19 protein-coding genes and 1 pseudogene are annotated in these 23,067 nt (G+C 63.5%); 13 read left to right on the top strand and 7 right to left on the bottom strand.

Annotated elements, in window-relative coordinates; all coding sequences use genetic code 11:
• Positions 1-205 precede the first annotated feature (205 nt).
• Complete coding sequence (locus tag EPN51_RS23270; RefSeq protein ID WP_293047384.1) at positions 206-2,536, top strand: CoA transferase; 2,331 nt, start codon at positions 206-208, stop codon at positions 2,534-2,536.
• A 132-nt stretch (positions 2,537-2,668) separates the two neighbouring features.
• Positions 2,669-4,276, top strand: a complete 1,608-nt coding sequence (locus EPN51_RS23265) for an AMP-binding protein (protein ID WP_293047382.1) — start codon at positions 2,669-2,671, stop codon at positions 4,274-4,276.
• 99 nt (positions 4,277-4,375) lie between these two features.
• Here the strand turns inward: EPN51_RS23265 and EPN51_RS23260 are convergent, their stop codons facing one another.
• Positions 4,376-5,038, bottom strand: a complete 663-nt coding sequence (locus EPN51_RS23260; protein ID WP_293047380.1) for a histidine phosphatase family protein — start codon at positions 5,036-5,038, stop codon at positions 4,376-4,378.
• Between the two features lie 34 nt (positions 5,039-5,072).
• The gene (locus EPN51_RS23255) at positions 5,073-5,765 is read right to left on the bottom strand and encodes a histidine phosphatase family protein (RefSeq protein WP_293047584.1); all 693 of its coding nucleotides are present in this window, start codon (positions 5,763-5,765) and stop codon (positions 5,073-5,075) included.
• A gap of 393 nt (positions 5,766-6,158) precedes the next feature.
• Here EPN51_RS23255 and EPN51_RS29070 point away from each other — a divergent pair.
• Positions 6,159-6,332 (top strand): annotated as a pseudogene (locus EPN51_RS29070) (hypothetical protein); the annotation flags it as partial.
• 142 nt (positions 6,333-6,474) lie between these two features.
• On the opposite strand, the gene EPN51_RS23250 reads toward EPN51_RS29070, so the two are convergent.
• Entirely contained in the window at positions 6,475-7,197 is a 723-nt protein-coding gene (locus tag EPN51_RS23250; RefSeq protein WP_293047378.1) for a hypothetical protein, read from the bottom strand.
• Between the two features lie 82 nt (positions 7,198-7,279).
• The gene (locus EPN51_RS23245; protein WP_293047376.1) at positions 7,280-8,422 is read right to left on the bottom strand and encodes an LLM class flavin-dependent oxidoreductase; all 1,143 of its coding nucleotides are present in this window, start codon (positions 8,420-8,422) and stop codon (positions 7,280-7,282) included.
• Positions 8,423-8,769: 347 nt separating this feature from the next.
• On the opposite strand from EPN51_RS23245, the gene EPN51_RS23240 reads away from it, so the two are divergent.
• Positions 8,770-9,831 carry a phosphotransferase gene (locus tag EPN51_RS23240; protein WP_293047374.1) on the top strand — a complete coding sequence of 354 codons (1,062 nt, stop codon included), beginning with the start codon at positions 8,770-8,772 and terminating at the stop codon, positions 9,829-9,831.
• Positions 9,832-9,869: 38 nt separating this feature from the next.
• Here EPN51_RS23240 and EPN51_RS23235 read toward each other — a convergent pair whose 3' ends face one another.
• Both EPN51_RS23235 and EPN51_RS23230 read right to left on the bottom strand, forming a co-directional pair.
• Entirely contained in the window at positions 9,870-10,505 is a 636-nt protein-coding gene (locus EPN51_RS23235) for a TetR/AcrR family transcriptional regulator (protein ID WP_293047372.1), read from the bottom strand.
• Positions 10,505-11,116, bottom strand: coding sequence for a TetR/AcrR family transcriptional regulator (locus EPN51_RS23230; protein ID WP_293047370.1), 612 nt, complete (start codon positions 11,114-11,116; stop codon positions 10,505-10,507). Before EPN51_RS23230 ends, EPN51_RS23235 begins: the two co-directional genes overlap by 1 nt.
• A 283-nt stretch (positions 11,117-11,399) precedes the next feature.
• On the opposite strand from EPN51_RS23230, the gene EPN51_RS23225 reads away from it, so the two are divergent.
• The 4 genes from EPN51_RS23225 to EPN51_RS23210 all read left to right on the top strand — a co-directional run bounded on the left by EPN51_RS23225 (position 11,400) and on the right by EPN51_RS23210 (position 16,767).
• Entirely contained in the window at positions 11,400-13,124 is a 1,725-nt protein-coding gene (locus EPN51_RS23225) for an NAD(P)/FAD-dependent oxidoreductase (protein WP_293047368.1), read from the top strand.
• 14 nt (positions 13,125-13,138) lie between these two features.
• On the top strand, positions 13,139-14,125 hold the full coding sequence (locus EPN51_RS23220; RefSeq protein WP_293047366.1) for a hypothetical protein: 987 nt from the start codon (positions 13,139-13,141) through the stop codon (positions 14,123-14,125).
• Positions 14,126-14,225: 100 nt separating this feature from the next.
• Complete coding sequence (locus tag EPN51_RS23215) at positions 14,226-15,188, top strand: hypothetical protein (RefSeq protein ID WP_293047364.1); 963 nt, start codon at positions 14,226-14,228, stop codon at positions 15,186-15,188.
• Between the two features lie 1,126 nt (positions 15,189-16,314).
• A complete protein-coding gene (locus tag EPN51_RS23210) occupies positions 16,315-16,767 on the top strand; it encodes a hypothetical protein (RefSeq protein WP_293047362.1) in 453 nt (150 codons plus the stop codon).
• A 713-nt stretch (positions 16,768-17,480) separates the two neighbouring features.
• On the opposite strand, the gene EPN51_RS23205 is transcribed toward EPN51_RS23210, so the two are convergent.
• Positions 17,481-18,137 (bottom strand): TetR/AcrR family transcriptional regulator, encoded by a 657-nt coding sequence (locus EPN51_RS23205; protein WP_293047360.1) that lies wholly within the window; start codon positions 18,135-18,137, stop codon positions 17,481-17,483.
• 99 nt (positions 18,138-18,236) lie between these two features.
• Between EPN51_RS23205 and EPN51_RS23200 the strand changes: the two genes are divergently transcribed.
• Genes EPN51_RS23200 through EPN51_RS23180 form a run of 5 tightly spaced genes read left to right on the top strand, consistent with a single transcriptional unit; the run spans position 18,237 to position 22,754 of the window.
• Positions 18,237-19,214, top strand: coding sequence for a hypothetical protein (locus EPN51_RS23200; protein ID WP_293047359.1), 978 nt, complete (start codon positions 18,237-18,239; stop codon positions 19,212-19,214).
• On the top strand, positions 19,207-19,992 hold the full coding sequence (locus EPN51_RS23195; protein ID WP_293047357.1) for an SDR family oxidoreductase: 786 nt from the start codon (positions 19,207-19,209) through the stop codon (positions 19,990-19,992). The genes EPN51_RS23200 and EPN51_RS23195 overlap by 8 nt, the downstream gene beginning before the upstream one ends.
• A gap of 26 nt (positions 19,993-20,018) precedes the next feature.
• Positions 20,019-21,143 carry a phosphotransferase family protein gene (locus EPN51_RS23190; protein WP_293047355.1) on the top strand — a complete coding sequence of 375 codons (1,125 nt, stop codon included), beginning with the start codon at positions 20,019-20,021 and terminating at the stop codon, positions 21,141-21,143.
• Positions 21,133-22,215: a spirocyclase AveC family protein gene (locus EPN51_RS23185; protein ID WP_293047353.1), complete on the top strand. Its 1,083-nt coding sequence runs from the start codon at positions 21,133-21,135 to the stop codon at positions 22,213-22,215. Before EPN51_RS23190 ends, EPN51_RS23185 begins: the two co-directional genes overlap by 11 nt.
• On the top strand, positions 22,212-22,754 hold the full coding sequence (locus EPN51_RS23180) for a nitroreductase family deazaflavin-dependent oxidoreductase (protein WP_293047351.1): 543 nt from the start codon (positions 22,212-22,214) through the stop codon (positions 22,752-22,754). Before EPN51_RS23185 ends, EPN51_RS23180 begins: the two co-directional genes overlap by 4 nt.
• The last annotated feature ends 313 nt before the right edge of the window (positions 22,755-23,067 follow it).

Below are 23,067 nucleotides of genomic sequence, written 5' to 3'. Positions count from 1 at the left end.
GTGATCCAGGCAATCTTCGGTCGGAATCGATCACGAGGGCAACGGCCGCTGTGAAAGCAACGTTTGCGGTCGGACAGGGGCGAATTTTGGTGCGACCAACCGTCTCGGCCCGGAAAAGGGCGCTTTCAATCGTGGGTCTGTTCAGGCAGCCGACCGCTTCCTACATTGGCACTTGACGGTTCGCCTTTGATCAGGAGGTATACGCGTGGCCGGTCCGCTCGAAGGGATCACGGTCGTCGACTGCTCACGCGGGCTGGCGGGGCCCCGCGCCACCGGCCTGCTGGCGGATTACGGCGCCGACGTCTGGTGGGTCGAGCCTGTCGGCGGTGACCCGTTCCGCGAGGCACTGGTCACCGAATACGCGGTCTTCAACCGCGGGAAGCGCAGTGTGCAGCTGGACCTGAAAACCGACACCGGCCGTGAGGATTTGTTCGCGATGCTGGCGTCGGCCGATATCTTTGTCACCAGCTGGCGTCCCGGTGTGGCGGAGCGGCTGGGGGTGGACTGGCGCCGCGTTCACGAGGCATTTCCGCACCTGGTCTACGCGTCGATCTCCGGTTTCGGTGAGGACGGCACGCTGGCCGAGGTACCCGGCCACGAGGCGATCATCCAGTCCTATGTCGGGGTGACCGCCGAGCAGGTCGGCATGCGACCGCCTCCGATCTACGAAGGCCTGCCGTTCGCCAGCATCGGCGCGGCCTATTTGGCGGTGATCGGGTCGTTGGCGGCGTTGTATCGAGGGTTTGGTGACAACAGAGGCCGTCACGTCCAGACGTCACTCGTCGACGGTGCATTGAGTTATCTCGGCATGTTGTGGGGGGATGCCGATGACGTCAACACGGTGCCGCCAGTTGTGCCCGGCAGCATCAGGCTGATCTCCCGCTCGTTTCGCTGCGGGGACGACGAATACCTTGGTGTCCACACCGGAGCGGTGGGCGCATTCGGGCGCCTGATCCGAGAGTTGGGACTGGACAACCGCGTTGGGATCGCCGAGGACGGCTCGGACATGCGCCTTCCCCTCAATGAGGAAGAACGCAAGGTCGTGCTCGAGGAACTTCCGGGTATCTTCGAAACCCAGCCCCGAGACGTGTGGTTGAAGCGGCTGCTGGATGTCGATGTATGCGCCATCCCCGAACTGCATCCCGGTCAGATCTTCGATCAGCCGCAGGTGCGGCACAACGAGATGGTGGTCACCATCGACGACCCACTGCTCGGCCGGGTGGAAGAGGTCGCCCCGGCCATTCGCCTGCAGGGCTTGGAGCATCGTCCATCCGCCGGTGCGCCGACCGCCGGACAGCATGACAGTGATTGGAAGACGGCGCTTTCCGGTCGCGAACGTCCGGTGGTAACCGCTCGTGGGGATGACGGAGCGACCCTGCTGGACGGTGTTCGCGTGCTCGACGCCGGGGCCTACTACGCTGGTCCGTTCAGCTCGCGGCTGCTCGCCGACCTCGGTGCCGATGTCATCAAGCTCGAGACGACGCTGGGCGACCAATTGCGGGGAATCCAGCGTCCGTTCAGATCGGCATCGGCCGGCAAGCGTGCGATTTCGCTGAATCTCAAGGACCCCGAGCTGCACGCGGCGAGGGACGGGCTGCTCAAATGGGCCGATGTGGTCCTGCACAACATGCGACCCGGCGCCGCGGATCGAGTCGGTCTCGGCTATGCGCAAGTGCACGAACTCAATCCGGATGCGGTCTACCTGTACGCCCCGGGCTGGGGATCTACTGGTCCCGACTCGTTGCGACAGTCGTTCGCACCGCTGATGTCCGGTTACGTCGGAATCGGTTATGAGGTGGGCGGTCAGTTCAACCCGCCGTCGTGGCCGCTGGGCAACGAGGATCCCGGTAATGGGCTCACGGGTGCGGTCGGCATCCTCATGGCGCTAATCCACCAAACGCGAGGTGGCGCAGGGTGTTACGTGGAGAACCCACAACTCAACGCCACGATGACGCACATAGCCCACGTCGTTCGCCGGCCCGACGGCACCGTCCTCGGTGCGGAGCTGCTGGATCCGATGCAAACGGGTGTCGGCCCGTTGGACAGGCTCTACGAGACCCGTGACGGCTGGGTGTGCGTGGTGGCTTTGAGCAATGCCGAGATTCGGCGGCTGGAATCGGCTTTGGATGTAACCATTCTCGATGATCCGCGATTCGCGTCGCATGGTCTTCGGATGGAGAACAGCTACGAACTGGTCGACACGCTTTCCGAATTATTCCTGCGGCAAGACAGTGCGGACTGGCTGACACGGCTGCGGTCGGCGGGGGTGGCCGCCATGATTCCCAAGACCGAGAGCAATAGCCAAGCGTTCCATCGCGATCCGATCAACCACGCGATCGGTCGGATCGCGCAGGTGCGGGATTCCAACGGGCTGTTCGTCCGCGAAGCCGCGGCCATGGTGCGGGTCAGCGGGGCGGCGTCGGCGCCGCATCGCCTGGCGCCGGAGTTCGGTGCGGACACCGAATCGGTTCTGCTCGAACACGGGTATAGCCCGGACAAGATCGCCGACCTGCGCAGCCGGGGCTCAATCAGGTGAATCCCGTGGGTGTCCGGAACTCGATCGACTGTGGCGTCGTCGCCGGGGAGGTGAAACACCTGGCTCGAGGAATCGGTGATGAGGGAAGCAGTGGACCACTCGGTTGTGGAGGCGGCCAGTAGAGTACTGGCGATGACGGCCGAGTCCGTGGAATTCGACTACACCGCTCTGCGGGACAGGTGGTATGCGCAGGGCTGGTATACGTCGAGAACATGCATCGATGCGTTCGAGCGCGCCGCGGTCGAACATGCCGACAAACCCGTGGTTTTCGTCGCCGAAGGAAACGAAACCACGGTAACGGTCTCTGCGATTCATGACGCCGCACTGGCAATCGCGGGCGGCATGCAGCGATTGGGCCTCCGTGCCGGTGACGCGGTGGCCGTTCAGCTGACCAACCGATTCGAGTGCGCGGTTGCCTATCAGGCGGTGCTGATGTGTGGGGCGGTGCTGGTTCCGATCGTGCACGGCTACGGTCCCAACGAGGTGAAGTTCATCCTCGCGGAATCACGGGCCAGCATGCTCATCATGCCTGCCAGGTTCCGATCGACCGCATATCTGGAAAGAGTCGCCGGATATTCGGAGCTTCCGACTCTCGACCATGTCGTTGTCGTGGGCGCGGCTGAATCCGGACCGGGCTACCTCGCCTGGCAGGAACTCGCCGCCGATTCGGCCGATTACGCCTTGCCCGCAGTGCACTCGGATGACGTGTGTGCCCTGCTGTACACCTCCGGGACTGTATCGGCCCCCAAAGGTGTACAGCACAGCCATAATTCGTTGCTTGCGGAGCAGACCACGTTGCCGGATCTGCTCGCGGGTGGCAGCGACGATGTGCAGTTGGTGACGTTTCCACCCGGTCACATCGCCGGGCTGAATTCGATGCTGAGACCGCTGACGTCAGGAATCCGATCGGTGTTCCTCGATCACTGGGATCCCGAGCTCGCCGCCGAATTGATCGCGAGATTCGCGGTGACCGGCACGTCGGGTGCCCCGTTTCATCTCTACGGATTGCTGCAGCTGCAAGACGTAACGGCCAAGCTCGCGACCTTGCGGGAGTTTCTCACCGGCGCCGCGCCGGTGACCGACGAGTTGGGGCGGCAGGCCGCGGCGGCCGGTATCGTCGCCTACCGGTGCTACGGCATGACCGAGCATCCGACCGTGACCGGCGCGCGCGCCGACGATCCGCTCGATGTGCGGATGGGAACTGATGGCCCACCGATGAGTGGATGCGCCGTGCGGGTGCTCGACTCGGACGGTGCCGGCCAGCCGCCCGGGGTGGACGGCGAGGTGGTAGTCCGGGGGCCCGACCAGTTCGTCGGTTATCGCGATCCCGCACTGAATGTGGGCGCCTTCACCGCCGACGGTTGGTTTCGGACGGGCGACCTCGGCCATCTTGATGCGGGGGGACGGCTCACTATCACTGACCGCATCAAAGACGTCATCATCCGCGGCGGCGAGACCATTTCGTCCGGTCAAATCGAGGATGTGCTGCATAGCCATTCCGCGGTGGCCGAGGCGGCGGTGGTGGCCGCGCCGGATCCGCGCTACGGCGAGGTGGTGGCCGCGGTGGTCGTTTTGAAAGCCGGTGCTGCACTGGATATTGCGGAGCTACGGCAGTATTTCGAGACGGCAGGTTTGGCGCGGCAAAAGACACCCGAACGTCTTGTCGTGGTCGACTCATTGCCACGGACGGCGCTGGGCAAGGTACGCAAGGCGGACTTGCGCGCGAGGCATTTCCGGTGAGCATGACCTGAATGGAAATAGGCCAGCGCCCGCCGGGCACCAGCCTATGAATAGATCATGTAGATAAACTATTGCGAAAGCCAGCGTTTGTGAAACAGCTCACGCCAGCCTAACGTTGCTGCTTCGCGGAGAATCCACAGCTTTGCCCTCCGGCGGGATTTTGTTCAAGCGCGGCAACAGGTCCCAAACATGCTCAATATTGTTGACGCCCAAGACCGTGGGCTCGTTCCCGGCCGAATACCGCAGGTGGCTTACCGATACGTAGTCCATGGCGCATGGAAATAGCCTCGGCGTGCCGAGAGCGCGTTGCAGTAGGACGTTGATGACACCGCCATGGCCGAACACCGCGACCCTGGCGTGTCGTCCAGCCGTTGAGATCAGGTGGTCTGCGGCCGCGGTGACTCGTGCTTTGAAAGCGTCTGCGTCCACGCCATCGGGCAATTGTCCGCTTACCAACCGCGCGAACTGCAGCGGATCCTCGGCGCGCATCTGCTCGACCGGAACGTATTCCGCTAAGCCATAGTCATACTCGGCCAGCCTCTCGTCGACCTCGACAGCAAGATCCAGCGAGCCGGCAAGTGGTTGGGCGGTCTGCCTCGCCCGTAGTTGGGGACTGCTGACGATGCGGCTCACATGGTGTCGGCGCAATGCGTCCGGTAGGCGTTCAGCCATGCGAAGCCCCAGCTCTGACAGGCCGGGATCGGCGCCCCCGCCGTTGGCGCTTGGCACTGGCAAGGCATGCCTGATCAGCAACGGCTGCACTGCCGAACCTCGCTTCTCGGACTGCGTTGCACGGTCAGCATGGCGGAGGGGCGGCATCCCAATCGGTCATCGTCCAGCCGTCGGAAGGATTTCCGGTGACCACCACGCGGCCCAGGTTCGGCAGCTGTTCGCTGGTCAACAGCGACTTGTCGGGATTGTGCACGTTCATCAGTACCCAGAGCATGATCGCCCCGCCATGCGAGAAGGCGATGGGGTTCAATTCGCTGCTGTCGTAGATGTGTTGGACCGCATCGGTGAACCGTGTCTGGAATTCGTTGCCGTCGATCGAGCCCGGGATCCGCGCGTTGCGGTCACCCTCCAACCACCGTGACAGGACACCCATAAATGCTTTCGCGCTGGACTCGGGCCGGCCCTCGTAATCGCCTGCCTCAATCTCCCGCAGGCCCGGCAATGCCTCGACGGGCTCTCCCAGCGCCTGGGCGGTCGGTGTCGCCGTTTCTTGAGTGCGGACCATGGTGGAGGCGTAGACGCCGTCGTAGCGGTTCGAGCTCATCGGTCCCGCCGCGAGCGCCGCCTGACACCACCCCTGCGGGGTCAGGTGGGGACCCGGAGTCGAAGTGTCGATCAACCCTGAGGCATTGCCCGCCGACTGGGCGTGCCGCACTAACGTCAGTGTGATCGCGTGCGCTGGGGCCGCGTACGCCGACCCGCAGTGTGCGGCTAAGACCGCGATGACGACACCTACCAGTAAACGTCCCGCTGCCATCCCGATTTGAAAGGTCCGCCGCAGCGCCTTACACAGCTCAGCAGACACGTTCAGAGAGCGTGCGTGTTCAGGATGATTCGGCGATACATGCGCATGAGTTTAGATGATCCGAATTAACTTAAGGCGACCGTGTTCCAAACCTTGGTAGGTTCGCTGTTGCGCTCAACGGACATGCGACTCCCCAAGGGTGTTAATCGGCCGAACTCGCTGACCTCAACGCCTGCGTCCCTCCGAAGTATTCCGCCAAATGTCCTGATGCCGCATGTGACGGTGGCACCCTCAAGCAATGTCATTACGGGGCAACTGCAGGCCCGGGCGTCCGGCTGCCGCGAACGCCGATGACACGCGTCTGCGGATCATGTAAGCTGCTCGTCCGGTGTTAGCGAGCATGGATACGAGGACGCGATGTTCCCGGCCATTGCAACACGTGCGGAGCTGACTCGAGCGGCGATCAATCACGATTTCACGACCAAGAGTGTGCTGTATCGGGAGGTTCCGAATGACACCAAAAAATTTGTTATCGGGGCGAGTATCAAACAGATGAGACCGGGCTGGCGGCGCAGCTGACGGCGTTCATCTCCACGTCGGTGGAAGCTAATTCCGTGAATCCTGCACGGTCGTCGTTTTTGATCACAGGCATAGTCGAATCGAAGCGCAATCCGGCATTGTCCGGAATCGAAGCGGAAGCGATTCGGCGCAGATGAGGCTCTCAGGCGCGAGCCGGTTCCGTTGGCGCTGACTGCTCGAGCAGGGCTTGCTCGCGGAGTGCTCGAAGCAGTGCCCACATCATGATGATGACCCAGGCGCCGAACGTTGTGAGGCCGAGGTAGAAGACCAAAATGCCTTGCCAGGCAACAGGACCGCTCTTGGCGAAGTAGGGCAGGAGGGCCGGCAGGAAGCTGAGTGGGATCCACAAGTTGGCGTATCCGACCCAGCGCGGGAAGACCGGTCGGTCGGAGCGGTCAATGAAGATCGCTACCGCGATCGGTACTTCCTGCAGCACGAACACCACAATCGGGGTGATGAGAACCAGCCACGCAAGGTCGTTGATCGCCTGGGTCACTACCGGGTCGCGGTCAGGCCGGAATGCGGCGACGTTCATGATGATTTCCGGAACGAAGGCGACGATCACCACGCAGGTCCCCGCGACCTGCTGCAGGTTCGCCAGCGCCTCCGGCACGCCCTCAATACGCTTCATCTGGGTGTTGATCAGCGCGACGAGCGGTGCGAGAAAGCCCAATCCGCTGGCGGCCAGCAGAAAACCGAGCCGGGACATGGTGGTGTGCGTGCTGTAGAACTCCGCGATCTGCCCGGCGGTCAGGTTTGCCCCCGGAGGCACCGGCAGTAAGCCCGCCAGCAGGTAGCCGGCGAAAGTCAAGACGATCAGCGGGATTCCGCTGAGGGCCATCGCCCGCTGCACCTTGAATGACACCTACGCCCTTATCCTTCCGGTTCGGTCCGTCTTGTCACGCGGTGCCGGCGTCGTCTCGACAACCGCGCCACACAGACATGCCCTAGCCCTTCAGGCCTTGGAACATCTCGATGTGGCGGCGCACGGATTCTTGAGCTTGCTCGGGGCCCAGGGCGAGCGGAGTCATGTCGAGCATTCCGATGAAGCTTGCCCCGGCCTCGATGAATCGCTCGTTGAGCTCGCGGAGCTGCGCCGGCGTGCCGACGTGGTAGGACTTTCGCACCATCGACGGCGATACCTGATCGACAATCCGTTGGATCTCTTCGTCGCTTTGCTCGAATGGCGCCCACTTCATCGCGTAGTTCCAGCCCGCGGGCATGACCGACGACTCGCCCTCCCCGGCCCACCTGTCGGAGTCGACGCGTCCGAACTGTCCCGCAAAGTACTTCACCAGCGGATTGGAGAGGACCTCGTTGATGCCGTCCTCGTCGTCGTGGCAAACACAGATATTCCAGATGCCGAAGCCGAAAGCGTCGGGGTCGCGGCCGTAGCCTGCGACGTTGTCGCGCAGTGCCTTGACCGTCTCGGCGAACTCCTCGGGAGTTCGAATGGACTGCGGCGTCGCGGCTTCGAAGCCGTCCGCGTACCGCGCCGCGATGTCAAGCAGGATCGGACCGCCACCGAGGGCCCAAAACTCCGGTCGGTTGACCGGGCGCTGGGTGCCGATCGTGGCGTTCTTGTAGTGCCAGAAGTTGCCCTCCTCAGTCCACGGCTTGGGCTCGTCGTAGAGGCGCCGCACAAATTTCAGGAGATCCTCGAGGCGCTGGAGGCCCTCGGCGCGCTTGTAGCCGAAAGGTTTGGACTGGCGGAGTTCGCCTGCGCCCACCGCGATCACGACCTTGCCCTCGGTGCAGTTCGCCAAGCTCATGAGCTTGCGCAGGAGCTCAGCGGGCGCCGAACGGATCGCGTCCGTGGAGAGCCGAACGCCCATCGTGGGGTTTGCCGCCAAGGCGTACGCCGCCTGCACGAAGGGGTCGTACGTGGAGTTCGCATCGATGAACGACGCCGCAGGTGTGTTTTCTGGCCGCCAGAGGTTCCCCGGAAACCATCCAGACAGCTCGTCCCACAGCCACAGGTAGTCCACGACCTGGGTCGCAGCCATGGCCTTGGTGAATTCGGCCACGAGCGGCATGGGTGTGTCGCGGTGGTTGTCAAACGGCAGCGCCGTCTCGATCTTTTTGCTCATCTGTGTCTCCTCACTTTTCGCCGGAGGTCCCAACTTTCGCCGTCATCCAGGGGCCGGTCGGCGATTACTTCGAGCGGGGCCGGCGTCGGCGCGCTGTACTCGACCATCTGTGTGACGGGAGGCACAGTAACATGTGGTCATACTCAGTGTCTAGAATCTAGGTTCGCTAAGTCTCGGTGCCGGCCGAGGGCAATGTGCCGGTAATTTCGCTCGCATCTCCAATGCGGGAAGCCTTGTCTGCGACGGTATTTGCGCGTGAGTCACCGATGCGCGATGCAGTATGCGCAACCGCTCCCAGACAATAATCGAACTTGACGTCTAGACGACCTATCTCTAGAGTCTCGCGGATGAGCATCCCGCGGACAATCGAGGAACTCGACGGCACCTGGCTGTCCGCCGCGCTAGGTCAACAAGCCACCATCAAGTCCCGCAGCCGCATTCCGGTGGGCTACTCAACCGCCATATACCGCCTCGAACTGGAGGGCCCGGGTGAAGTGCCGGCCTCGGTCGTCGTCAAGCTTCCGGTGGGCGGACCGGTTCGACAGCTGCTCGAGGGCATCGGCGCCTACGTTCGCGAGGTCACGTTCTATGCGGAGCTCGCCAGAGATGTCCCGGTTCGCGTGCCGACGTCCTATGTCGCCGAGATCGCGCCCGACTCGACTGATTTCGTGCTGGTGCTGGAGGATCTCTCCGGCCTTGAGCCCGCCAACCAGCTCAAGGGCCTGACACTCGAGCGGGCCGAGACGGCCATCGTTGAGTTGGCAAAGTTCCACGCCTGGTCGTGGAATCACGACCGGCTACAAGGTCTGGCCGATCGCTTTCCGCCGCTCGACAGCGAGCGAGCGGCCGCCGTCTACGGCCAGTTCGCGCAGTTCTTCGGTACATCGTGGCAGTCCGCGCGCGAGCTCCCGGTCGTGGCCGATGAGGTCAAGGAATTCGGTGACCGGTGGAGCGAGCTGTTGCCGACCTTCGTCGCCGAGCTGTCGACGCCGCGCACGATCGTTCACGGTGAGCTGCGCGCCGACAACCTTTTCCTGCTGCCGGACGGCGGGCTTTTGATGATCGATTTCCAGACGGTTGCGCAGCAGGCGGGGATCGTGGATGTCGCCTACCTCGTCGCGCAGAGCCTTCCCGTGGAGGTGCGCCGCGGAAACGATGAAGGGCTCGTGCGCCGCTATGTCGACACGCTCGCCGCGCTCGGGGTCACCGATTACGACTATGAGCGCGCGTGGCGGCAGTACCGGATCGCTCTCGCTTTTAACCTGATGCTGCCCGGGCTCGCATTCATGCAATATGAAAACACCGACGACTACGGCAAACAGTTGCTGGTGGAGATGCTGCGCCGCACATCAGACGCGATCGAAGCGACCGGCGCGCTGGACCTGTTCGCCGCGCACCGTCAGAGCTGACGCAGCGAGTCCGTCGCTAGCGCGAGGCTGTGCGCCGCCTACGGGCCGCCGCGGTCGTAGAGCGTCCGGTAGATGATCTGCCCGATGGCCGCAGTGTGGGCCTCGAGCTCGCTGGGCGTGGCGTTTCGGTCGATCTGCATGGGTACGCGCTCGATCAGGCAGATGAGCCATTCGGCGGTTGCCCGTGCGTCGAGTTCGGGGCCGATCGCGCCGTTGCGTTGGCCGGCGCGGATGTGCTCGGTCAGGGCGGCGAAGTGCAGCTCGAAGGCCTCGGCGAACTCCTCTCGCACGGTCGGGTCGTGGAGGACGGTCTCATACATGGCCCGCATCAGCGTCATCCGGGCCCGATAGACGCCGAAGATTTCGCGCAGTAGCTCGTGGAGTCGCCGCTGCGACAACTGGGAGGCGTCCGTGGCGTACCAGGCGTTGCTGACCGCAAACAAGGTTTGGCGTGTTTCGAGCAGCCATCCTTCCAGCAGGTCGACCTTGTCTTGGAAGTGTATGTAGAAGTTGGCACGCGAGACCCCGGCCTCGGTGACAAGGCTGTCGACGGTGATCGAGGCGAGGCTTTCGCCGTGCTCTAACCGACGCTCGAGGACGGTTAGAAGGCGCGCCTCTACGGCTTCGCGACGGCTCGGTCTGTCACGCAGGGAGCGGCTGGCGCGCCGTGACATCACTCGTGTCCTCGGATAGTCCGCCAAATGATCTCGGTGACCGACGCTAGCCGAGCCTGCAGCTCTTGGGGCGCCGAGTGGATCAGCAGCCGGTTGAATCCTCGCTCAAGCATCCACACCAGCGAAAACGCGGTGTGGGCCGGGTCGATTTCCGCGGGCGTCAGGCCGGCGGCCTGCGAGGCGCGTAAGAAGTCGGCGGTCGCCTGTACCGCAACGTCCATGAGCGCGCCGAACTGCGTACGTAGCGCCTGGTCGTAGACCGTCGCCGCAGTGATCGCATCCAGCAGCAGGCCATGCGCCCGGTAGTCCTCGAACATCGCCGCCACCGCGAGCGCGATCTCGTGCTCACCGGCCGAGGGGGGCAGGTGCCACCAGGCGGCGTCGAAGCCGACCAGATCGGACATCACGCGCTGGGCCAGCGCGCTCAGCAACGCCGTCTTGTCGTCGAAGTAGACGTAGAAGGTCGACTTCGCGAGCCCACCTTCCCGGACGAGGTCGTTGATCTTGATCTCTTCGAACGTGGCGCCTTGCCGCAGCAGCCGCTCGACCCCGTCGCTGAGCCGGTCGAGCAGCTCCGGCTGGGGTTTAGGCTGTTCAGCAGTCGCGGGCATCACCGATCACGCCGGCCCGAGCGCTGGATTACGCGGGAAAATCACCTGCAAACTCTACATCTAGACCATGGGTTTGGCCCCACATGTCACGGTGTCGACACAAAATGGGGCGCCTCGCCCTATGAACCCATTCGGGGCTTCCGCATCCAATGCAACGCCGACGGGGCCTCCTGCTGCGCTGACGCGCGCGCTCATGGATACCACGCATCTAGACATCGAGTTCGACCACAAGTAGGGTGTGGATCTCAATGGGGTGGGTCGCATTTCGAGCGGGAGGTTGCACATGTACGACGTGATCGTCGTCGGCGCCGGGCACAACGGCTTGACGAGCGCCGCGTATCTGGCGAAGGCGGGCAAGAAGGTGCTGGTGCTCGAAGCACGCGATGTCGTCGGTGGGCTGGCATGGACGATGGAAATGCCAAATGCGCCAGGCTATTTCGTCAATCCGTGTTCGGTCGAATTCCTGCTCACGGGTGTCCAGCCGTCGGTGGATCACCAGCTCGAGCTCCACAAGTATGGTCTCAACTGGGTCTACCCCGACACATTGCTGACGTGGTTGGGGCCGAACGGGCAGGTGATGCCGATTTGGCGCGACCGCGCACGGCTGGTGGAGGAGATCGCCCGGTATTCCAAGAAGGACGCGCGCAACTACGACCGGCTGGTCGACGAGATCACCGTGACCCTCAAGGCGGCGCTGCCCTACCTTCAGGGCCATCCGTTCCGGGTGCGCCCGCAGGCCCTGTGGGAGATGCTGACGGTCGCGGCCAAGGGCCGCAAGCACATCGCCCGGGGCGCGCGGGCGATGATCTCCTCGATCGAGGCCGTCTGCGAGGAGTACTTCGAGCGCGACGAGATCAAGGTCCCTCTGGCTTGCTACTCGCTGGCCAGCTTCGCGCCGGCCTGGGAGCAGGGAACAGGCTTACACCTGTCGCTGATCTGCGGTTTGCACGAGTGGGGGGTCCGCCACCCGGTCGGGGGCACCGGCGCCTTCACCCAGGCCCTGGCGCGCTGCGTGACCGCGCATGGCGGGGAGATCCTCACCAACGCCCGCGCCGAGGAGATCCTCACCCACGCCGGACGGGCCCGCGGTGTGCGACTGGCTGACGGACGCCAGTTCGCCGCGCCCCAGGTCATCGCCGCGATCCCGCCGCATCATCTGGTCAACCGGCTACTCGATCCCGCGATCGTGCCGGACGAGGTCAAGGATGAGATGCGCGGCATCCAGGACCTGCACGCCAACATCTACACGTTCAAGCTCGACGCCGCGCTGGACCGGCGCCTCCGGTTCCCGTTCCACGGCGCGGGGCGAGAAGACGAGGCACTCTCGGCCATCACGATCTGCGATGACATGGAGTACATGAATCGCTCGGCCAACCTGGCCACGTGCGGAGAGTTCAGCGCCGATATCCCGATCCAACACATCACTTCGTCGATCTACGACCGCACGCTGGTACCGCCCGGCAGCGACGGCGACACCTGCTACATGTACGCGTTCAACACGCCGGTCCGGCTATCGGATGGGCGCAGCTGGGCGCAGGAACGCCAGCGCTACGCGGACCTGATGCTGGACAACTTCGCCCGGTATTGTCCCGACATTCGCGACGCGATCATCGACATCGACCTCACTAGCCCGGACGATTTTGTCACCCGCTACAACGTCGGCAATTACGAACACGTCGACTGCACGATGGCGAATATGGGCCCGTTCCGACCGGTACCGTCGCTGTCGGCCTATCGCACGCCGGTCCGAGGGTTGTGGCACAGCGCCGCCGGCGCCTTCCCGATGGCCTTCCTGAGCGGATGGCCGGGGCGTAACAGCGCACGAGAAGTGTTGCGCGACATGGACGGCGGGCCCGTGAGCAAACTGATCGACCGGATCCTGTACCGGCGCCGGCCCATGGCGCCCGTCACCGCCGGCCCGGTCACCAACCGGACGCCCGACGCGTCCGGAAACGGGCAGGTTAAACACGAGGCCCCGACTGCGGGCCCCGGGGTCACAGTGGGATGACCCAGGGGGTCGAAGTGCCCGACCGGCCAGCCTATCTCCGCGACGCCGACGAGGGGTTTCATCAAGCGCCCGAGGGCGTCGCGATGTGGTCGGAGAACTACCTGAGCGGCGTGTGCTTTCCAGCCGCCAAGGCCGGCGCCTGGTTTCACCAGTCTCGCCCGCAGCACGATTCACGGTTTTGGGAATCGGTGTTCACCTTCATGCTCCCCGGGGATCGCTTTCTCGTGGCGAAGGGCGCGGCCCGCGCCGACGCGCACGCGTCGGCGTTCGGCGCAGGCCTGACATACGAGTGCCTGGAGCCTTTTCGGCTCTGGCGCAAGTCCTTTCACGGGCTGGCCCAACTCGTGTCGGGTGATCAGTTGAGGCGCGGCCCCCTGCCGGACGGGCCGCATCTCGCGGTCGACATGGACCTCGTGTGGGAAGGTGTCGGACCGACCTTCGACATGGACATGAGCGAGCAGGTGTGGGCTGAGGTCAAGGCTCACTATCAGCAGCACTGCCGGGTTCGCGGCCAGCTGGTGTTCGGCGGCGAGCAATACGAGTTGAGCGGCTTCGGTATCCGCGACCACTCCTGGGGACCGCGTGACCTTGCCCAGCTAGGCAATCACGTATGGATTTACGGGGAATTCCCCAGCGGGCGGCGAATCATGTATTTCCATCACGCCACCGCAACCGGCGGAGGGTTGCTTGAGCACGGTCACGAACTCGACCGCGAGCTGCAGCCGATCACGAAAATCGGCGGGCTCCCCGTCCCACGACCACCCGCCGCCTGGCGCGATGACTACCAAGTCGAGTTCAGACGGCTCGATGGCGACGTGTGCACGCTTCGCGGCGAGATACTGACCGCCGTCCCGCTGGCCTTGGACAACGGCAGTGAACTGATCCTCGGCGCGCCCGGGCCGACCGCCTCGCATCACCTGTTCGAAAGCGCGAGCCGGCTCGAATGGGACGGCGAAATCGGCTATGGAATCACCGAATGGTCCTGGAGGACAGACCAATGACGAGACGAATCCCGGATCTTCAGCACTGGATTGGCGCGAGATGACGATGTCGCAGCCGCACGAAAGATTGAGTCCTCAGGCCGCTAACTGCCTGCGACCCGTGTTTCTGTCGGATGCAGACGACCTGCCACACCCGATCGTCCACGAGCCATTGTGGTCCGAAAATTACCTCAGCCACGCCGTGTTTCCCGACACCGGCTGCGCCCATTGGCTGCATCAGGGGCGTACGGCGTTCGACTCACGGACCTGGCAGGACTTTTTCGTCTTCTATCTGCCGGACGACCGGTTCCTGTGCGCCAAGGGCACGGCCCGGTTGCCGGATGACCGCGGGCCGCAGGGCCCGGCGCTGATCTATCGCTGCGATGAACCGTTCACGCAGTGGACCAAGAGCTTTCACGGTCTCGCACGGCTCGTGACCGGCGATCAGCTGCGCGCCGGACCGCTGACCGATGGGCTTGGCGTCGGGGTCGACATGGAGGTCACCTGGACCGCTCGAGGGGCCGCATTCGATATGGACATGAGCGGCCAGTCCTGGGGACACACCCACTACGAGCAGAACTGCGACCTGTCCGGGTTCATTGCCTTCGGTGACGAACGGATCGAGCTGGCCGGTACCGGGCTGCGTGACCACTCCTGGGGCCCACGCGATTTCGCTCCGATCGATCACCACTGCTGGATCCACGGCCAGTGGCCTGACGGTCGCAGCTTTATGATCTTCCACCTGCTCACGATGCAGGGACAGGTGCTGTCCCACGTCACTGTCGACGATGGTCGCGGCCGGATGAATGCCCGAATCGTCTCCGACGCCCCGCTGATCGACACGCTCGTGCAGGGGCAGGACCCCTACACGCTCCGCTTCGAAACCGAGCGCGGGATCGTCGATATCACGGCCCAGCCTGGTCGATCGGCGACGCTCTCGATGGCCGGAACCAGCGAGATGGTGATCGGACGCGACCCCGAGCCCACCGCATCCCACTGGCTGGCCGAGGCGACCACACGGTTCACCTGGGACGGCGACGAAGGTTGGGGATTAACCGAGCGCACTCAACGCCGCTTCCGCTAACGCTTGGGCTGATTCGCGATCACCCTTCCTGCCCGCAGCATGGGCCCCTGCTTCGCGGATGACGCACGTGCTCAGGCAATTCGATGACCGTATCGAATCGGCGCTTGCTGACGGATTGGTCCGCGACGCACCTTCTTTGAAGGACCCGCGCCGCACCGCATGATCGATCGTCGCCCTCTATAGGGGAGCGGCGATGGCGCACGCCCTCAATCCCGGCCGACTCGGCGAGTCAGTTGACCGAATCCACGCGCGACCTCATCGAGGCGTCCATCGAGACCGAAGCTCAGCGGGGATGAAGCTGCCGGGTCTGCCACATGCGTGACCGCTCGGCCGGGCCACCTGCGTTGGATGTACGGCGGGCCCTATGCATTTCCACCATCGCGCTGACGTGTACAGAAGTTCGAGAAGATGAGGAAACCGGGTCGGCCATTTCACCGAGAATTCTGCCAATCCGCTGGTAACGGGATCGCCATCCGTCACGGACTGTGAGAACCTACACTGCTTTTACCATCAAAATTCCTCATCGGCGACGTGGAGATTGTCACAAACCAAGACCGCGGTGGTGGCGGCAATCGTAATGATGAACAAGGCAAGTCGCGTGGACGTGTGTCACAGCTGTGCGCAAACCGGAACCTGGGTTGCGCGTTATCGATGTCATCGCCGCTCCCGCAGCAATTCTCACTACATCGATAGCGGCAACATCGCCGAGCTCGGGACGTCGTCCGCAGTGTTTCGACAACCGTTCCAGCGACAACCATGGTGCGCCCACCGCTTCTTGGTCCGAAACCACCAGTGGTGGAAGGGTTTTAGCTGAGCCGAACAGTCCGAATCGATCCATAACAGTGCGGCGCCACTGCGCAAATGGTCGTCGACGCAGTTTGCGTTGTATGCCAGTACACTGCGGCCTCAGTGCGGCAAGAGTGTTGTACGCCAGTCCAATACGCGTGTTAGGCCGCGGAGCCGTGAGTGTACCGCAATGGGCGGTGTTGCGGAGACGCGACACCGCGCATACCTTCGATAGGGCTGGATCTTCCTGGCGTCTACCAGGGGGGAAATCAAACGGGTAGACGGTCTACCCCGGGGAATCAAGACGGATACCCCATTCACAATCGAATGGAAGAATGCGATGACAACAATTCATAACCTCCGCAAATGGGCTCTTGCCGCGGCCATGGCCGGCGCCCTTGGCGCCTTCGGCATCGGCACCGGCGTGGCAAGCGCTGATCCGGACAACGGCGGTTTTGGTGTCGGCGGTGGCGGCAGCAGCGATACCAGCGGCGGCATTAACCTCGGACCGGTGCAAGGAGGCGTCGGCAGCAACACCGGCAGTGACGTGAACCTGGGTCCGGGCGGCGTCAGCGGTGGGGCCGGTAGCGACACCGGTGGCGGCGTTAACGTCGGTCCGGTGCAAGGAGGCGTCGGCAGCAACACCGGCAGTGGCGTGAACTTCGGTCCGGGCGGCGTCGGCGGTGGGGCCGGTAGCGACACCGGTGGCGGCGTTAACGTCGGTCCGGTGCAAGGAGGCGTCGGCAGCAACACCGGTGGTGGCGTGAACTTTGGTCCGGGCGCCGGCCGGTAATCGTCGGGAGGCAGGGCTGGTGCTGTGGCGGATGCGACAGCACCAGCCCTGGCTGGCAGCCAGCCGGCAACTACCAGTTCGGCGATGTGGACGACCCACGGCTCTAAGGTGCAACTCGCCAGCAGCAACATGGCCTCGACTGACCGCGCCGTCGGCGCCAGCTGTCACCTGAGCAAGCGAAGCCCAGGCAATGGGCGCATTCGTGACATCGTGACCTGTGCGCTTCGACACCATCAACGCGTGTGGGGCGTCGACATGAGCCAGCCAACAAACGTTCCGGTCCGGACACTGCTGGGGCAATGATTATCCGCCAAAGCCTCGGCTGAAGTTCCGCTGCCTCCCGACCGCGGTGACTTTCGATGAGCGGCAGCACCATGTGTCGGAGGTCGGGCACGTCCGGTCGTGCACAACCGGACGGTTCTAGGATCCGCCACGAAAATGAGAAAAAGCGGTCCGCCATTTTGATGAGAATTCTGAAGCCCTGCGGGTAGCAGAGGCGCCGTCTGCCACGCAGAATGAGAACCCACATCGTCGATCTCGGGCCCGGATCGGGCTGACGAAGTCGATGCAACTTAAGGCCGCGCGGGTGACATACGCGCCGATGCAACTCGCGTATTCCATCGGCTCACACTGTCCTCGCGCTCACGCAGTCGCCGTCTGGCAGACAACAGATCGTCACGAGTTACCGCCGCAGCCTCGTTCGATGTAGACCGTCACTGCGACAAAAGCCTCGTGGCTCTTCGAGATACTGTGCGCCGCTGACGTCTTTTCTTGGCGGCCTTTGGGCGGGCAGTCAGGCCTTGGCCCATCAACTCCAATGTTGCCTCGAAGCGCTCGAAAACTTCTTCATGCGAGCCGAAGCGCTCGATGGCGATCCGGAAGGATCCGATGGCTGCGACTGCTAACGCCGCCGCGTAGGTGTCAGTGGCGGGATCGGTCCCTTCGGCAGTAGTGACGGCTTCCACGATCGCCTGCTCCCAGACATCAGCGTGCCGCACGTAGCGGGCTCGCAGGTCCGGCACCGTCATCCACTGCTTCAGTAACCGCGGCGCATATTCTGGGTCGCCCTGGAGGAAACCACCCGTGGTCATGCGGACGGCGCTGGTGACGGCCTCCCAAGGCGACGACCGTTGCCGCAGTTCCTCTGCGAGGACGTCCCGCAGAATCTCCAGAGAATCACCGAGGCCGGCGAAAAGTACCTCTTCCTTGGTGCCGAAGTAACGACGGAAAGTGCTCGGCGAGAGCACAGCTCGTTCGGCGATGTCCTCAATTGCCGTCTCCGCGTACCCCTTTGACTCGAACAGCTCGAGCGCTGCGTGAACGAACGCGTCCCGGGATTGGTCGCGCTTCCGCCGCCGCAGGGTGCTCATGGTCAAAGGATAGATGAGCTGCCAGTGTCCGAATGTGACGCTCATATAAATATTGACGGATTTTGTCAATTGATATAATTTCTCACTATGCTGTCAAATGTGCCGCTTCAGATTGATCCCGCTGAGCTGCCCGCAGCTGAGCTGTCCGGAGGCTGGACAGAGAATTTCTGCAACCAATGCTTCAGCCCAAACAGCCGGGCGGGCCTTTGGTTTCACCTGTCGCGCCTTGCCGGCCCGTGGCCGGTGTGGCGTGACATCCTGATCGCCTACCTGCCCGGCGGCCGATTTCTAATTGCGAAAGGGTTTGGCGAGGGAGCACACGAGCGGGGGCCGGGAGCGGGGATGCTGTCCCTGACCTGCCATGAGGCATGGACGCACTGGACGATGCGGTTCAGCGGTGCCGTCCGCGACGTTCGGGGTGACGAACTGCGGGCCGGAGCGCTGCGCGATCAGGCTCATCACCTGGCGCGTATCGAGATGACCTGGACCGCGATGGCACCGGTGTGGGACCTCGGTGAGGAGATGAAGACCCAGACCTGGACGCAGAGCCACTATGAGCAGGCGTGCCGGACGACCGGTACCATCACGATCGGCGACGAGCGTTTTGATCTCACAGGCACCGGCATCCGTGATCACAGCCGCGGCCCACGCGATTTCGGCACCGTCCACGACCACTGGTGGCTCAGTGGCCAATTCCCCAGCGGCCGGTCGTTCGCGGTGCTCGAGGTGACCGGCCATTCGTCAGACAGCCATCTGCTGCGCCGCAGCTACATCAGCGACGGATCGGCCTCGATCCGCGAAGTCGAGGTCGTCACCCTGGAGTCAGAACTCGGCCCGCACGGCCCGATCAGTCACCGCACAGTCCTGCGCGACGGCGCGGTGACCCAGACGATCACTGGTCAGATTCGCCAAACCATGCCCTTCGGGATGGGCCAGCCCAATGAGCTGATCTTCGGACACACGCTAAAACCCCCGACAACTCTGCGGCTATGGGAGGCGCAAACCGAATTCACTTGGGACGGAGAGACCGGTTTCGGACTCACTGAGCGGTCGCTGACGAAGGACATCGATGTCTGAGCTGGCCGGCAGACGCGCATTGGTGACCGGCGCTAGCCGCGGCATCGGCCGTGAGATCGCCCTGAGACTGGCCCGCGCCGGTGCCGAGGTGATCCTCATCAGCCGCACTCGCACAGCACTCGACGCCGTCGCCGGTGAAATCCGCGCCGCCGGCGGTACAGCGATCACCGAACCGTGTGACATCGCCGACCGCCCGCAACTGCTGCGCGTGGTGGCCCGGGCTGGCACTGTCGACATTCTCGTCAACAATGCCGCACCCGACGAGAAGTTCGTGCCGATCGTGCAACGCGATGACGAACACTGGGACAAGGCCTTTGCCGTCAATTTCACAGCTCCCTTGCTGCTGACACGCGAGCTCGGGCGAACCATGGCGGCCAACGGCGGCGGAAGCATCATCAACATCAGTTCGATCATCGCGCAGGACCCGGCGCCGATGCTTGGTGCCTACGTATGCAGCAAGTCAGCTCTCGAAGCGTTGACTCGGCTCACAGCAATCGAACTCGGCGGCAGCGGAGTGCGCGCGAACGCGATCGCCCCAGGCATCGTGGAGACCGATCTCACCCAGGCGCTGCTGTCAGACGGCCCCACGTGGCAGGAGCTGAAGATGGCGATCCCACTCGGCCGTGCCGGACTTGTGGAAGAAATTGCCGAAACCGCCCTGTTCCTTGCCAGCGCTCGCTCGTCATTCCTGAGCGGCCAGATCGTCGCTGTCGATGGCGGAACCAGCGCGGGCCAACATGCATTGCTCGCGGGAATGCAAGCTCAGCAAGCCGTTTAGACCGCCGACGAGAAGAGGGCACCGCTATGGCGCTGAAGAACATCATCGATCCTGACACCGCCCGACCCCAGCTCGAGCGGTGGTACGCCACCAGTCACCCTGAAGCGCAAGACATCCGGGTAACCGACGTCGATATTCCCAGCGCCAATGGTATGTCGAGTGAGACGATTCTGTTCAACATCGCCTGGACGGAGAACGGGCAGCAACACAGCCAACCATCGGTGGCCCGGGTCACGCCGACGGCGGAGGGCCTACTCCCCGAATACAACCTCACCCATGAACGGCAAGTCATCGATGCGGTCGCCGCCAGCACCACCGTGCGTGTTCCGGTGACCTACGGCGTCGAGACCGACGCCTCCGTCCTCGGCGCACCGTTTCTCGTCATGGAGCGACTCGACGGTCGCGTCCCCACCGATGATCCGCCCTTTACCGCCGCCGGTTGGGTCACCGAACTGTCGATAACTCAGCAAGCCCGCATGTATGACAACGCACTGGTCGCCATGGCCGGAATCCAGTCCGCTGACATCAGCGGATTCGGACGAGACACCGTCGGGCACCCGGGCCGAGATGGCAGCCCGCTCGCCCAGCAGATCGCCCACTATGAACGCCTATACGCCTGGGCCGCAGGGGATCGCGTCCATCCCACCATCGATGGCGCCCTGGAATGGCTCCACACCAACTTCCCCGCGTATGAAGCGCCTCCAGGCCTCAGCTGGGGCGATGCCCGCGTCGGGAACATGATGTTCGGCGAGGACCTCAGAATCACCGGAGTGCTCGACTGGGAAATGGCCACCATAGGCGAAGCCGAACTCGACCTCGCCTGGTTTCTGTTCCTCAACCGCACCTACACCGAGGGTATGGGGCTTCCCGCCGTGCCCGGGTGGCTCTCCACAGAGGCGACAATTACCCGCTACGAGCAGCTGATCGGACGGCCGCTGCTGAACTTCCACTTCCATGAAATCCTTGCCGCCACACGCGCTTCGATCATGATGATGCGGATCGGAATGATGATGATCGAAGCGGGCCTGCTCCCCGAAGACGCCTCGATCCCCATCAACAATCCCGCCAGCCAACTGCTGGCCACCATCATCGGGCAGCCGATGCCGAGTGAAGCCCCGGCATGGATCTCGGGACACCGCAATGTCAACTGACCACGCAGCAACAAAAGCTGGTCCGAAGTCCATCGGTGCCCGGCTGTCGACGAGAATGGCCGAGCCGCAATCGAAGCGCAGCCGCCCTGTGCTGTGGTGGGCGGCGCTGGGAGCAGCCACCATCGCGTTCCAGGCCTATATCTACATTGCCTGGATAATCTCTGACGACTTCAAGGCAACCCCGACCGGCGCCGATCCAGTGCCTCACATGGAGAAGGTGTTCGCCTGGATACTGCAGTCCTTACTGGCTGCGCTCGCGCTGATCTCGCTGTGGTGGGTCATTCGCGGCTGCAGTCGCGCCGGACGGATGACACTCGACGCCAAACTGCTCATCGCCGGGTACTGCCAACTGTGGTTGGACCCGATCGGCAGCGCGATACGTCCCCAGTTCTTCTTCAACTCCTACTACGTCAACCGGGGTTCGTGGCTGGGACAGATCCCCGGCGCGATGACGCCGAACGGCCACCTGCTCGCCGACCTCCTGCTCGTGGAACTGCCTGTCTACGGCAGCCTCATCGGCATCTGTGTCGGCGGCTGCGCGCTCATACGCTGGATGCGGGCTCGGCGCCCCCAAACGAGCAATGTGGCCCTCCTGCTGTGGGTCTGGCTGGTATTGGGAGTCTTCATCTTCGTCTTCGAGGCGATCTTCGTTATGCGTACGGGTGCCGCCGTGTGGTTGGCTCCGACCCATTCGGGAACGATCTTCTACGGCACTCGTTACCAGATGTCCATCATCCCTGACCCGCTGTTCTGGAGCGTATTCATGGTCGCCATGATCGGGCTGCGTTTCTTTGCGACGGACAAGGGTGCCGCGCGCACCGATGCCGGCCTCGACCAGCTCGGCGTCGCCCCGAGATGGAAGACGACCATCAGCACCCTGGCCGTCGTCGGCTTCGTCAGCGCCGCGATGTTCGTCTCATCGGCGCTCGCCATCGGGGCGTCGCTGTACTCCAAAACACCAGACAACCTCCCCAGCTACTTGCGCGACGGGATCTGCGGTGAAGGCACCAACTACGAATGCCCGAATCCCGGTGTCCCGATCCAGACGGTGTCAAGACCGGAACAACCATGAAATACAGCGAACAGCCCACTACGCAGACTTCAATCCACCCTCAGAGCGCCAAGGAGATCAATATGGCCGAATCGGCTAGCGAGAGAATAAAATTCGATCCGACCAGCAAGTACTCGTTGCGGGCACTCGGTCCGTTCATGCACGCGCATACGTGGGTCTACCGCGCGAGTCGCGGACGCCTTGGTCGGCGCTTCCCTGGATTGGTCGCACCGATGCTGGTGCTACACCATGTCGGGGCGCGCAGCGGGCGGCACTTGGATTCCGCCCTCGGCTACATGGAGCGTGGCGAAGACATCGTGATCGTTGCTTCCAAAGCGGGTCAGGACACTAACCCGGCGTGGGTTTACAACCTGCGCGCCAACCCCGAGGTGGACATTCAGATAGGCCCCAAACGGCGGCGAGTCCATGCGCGGGAGGTCCAGGGCGAGGAACGCGAACGACTATGGGCCGAACTGATCGCCTTTAATCCCATCTGGGCCCGCTACCAGGAGCGAACCGCGCGACAGATACCGCTTATCCTCCTCGAACCCCGCACCTGACTGTCGAGATCGAGCACCTTCCCCGGCGCCAGACGACGGCACGCGAACACGGGTGGGATGTGCTGGCCCGCGAACTACGCGGCGAACGTGACTCTGAACCTCCCTCTACGTGACCGGAAGGCAACCCGTGAATCTCATGGACACGCGAAAGGCCTGTTGGGGCAAGGCTATTCGCTTGGCGCCGCTCAAGGATGTGGCACGAGAATGAGACGTAGTCGTATGACACGGGGTGAGACGCTCAAAATTACCGCAGTTCACCGCGCTGCCATGTGACAGGGCGACTGGGATGTCTACAGTGGCGCTGGGTGGCGCC

It is taken from the genome of Mycobacterium sp., from assembly GCF_004298145.1.
Classification (GTDB): domain Bacteria; phylum Actinomycetota; class Actinomycetes; order Mycobacteriales; family Mycobacteriaceae; genus Mycobacterium.
Note: the sequence above shows the minus strand (reverse complement) of the source record. Positions and strands in the feature narration are given on the sequence as shown.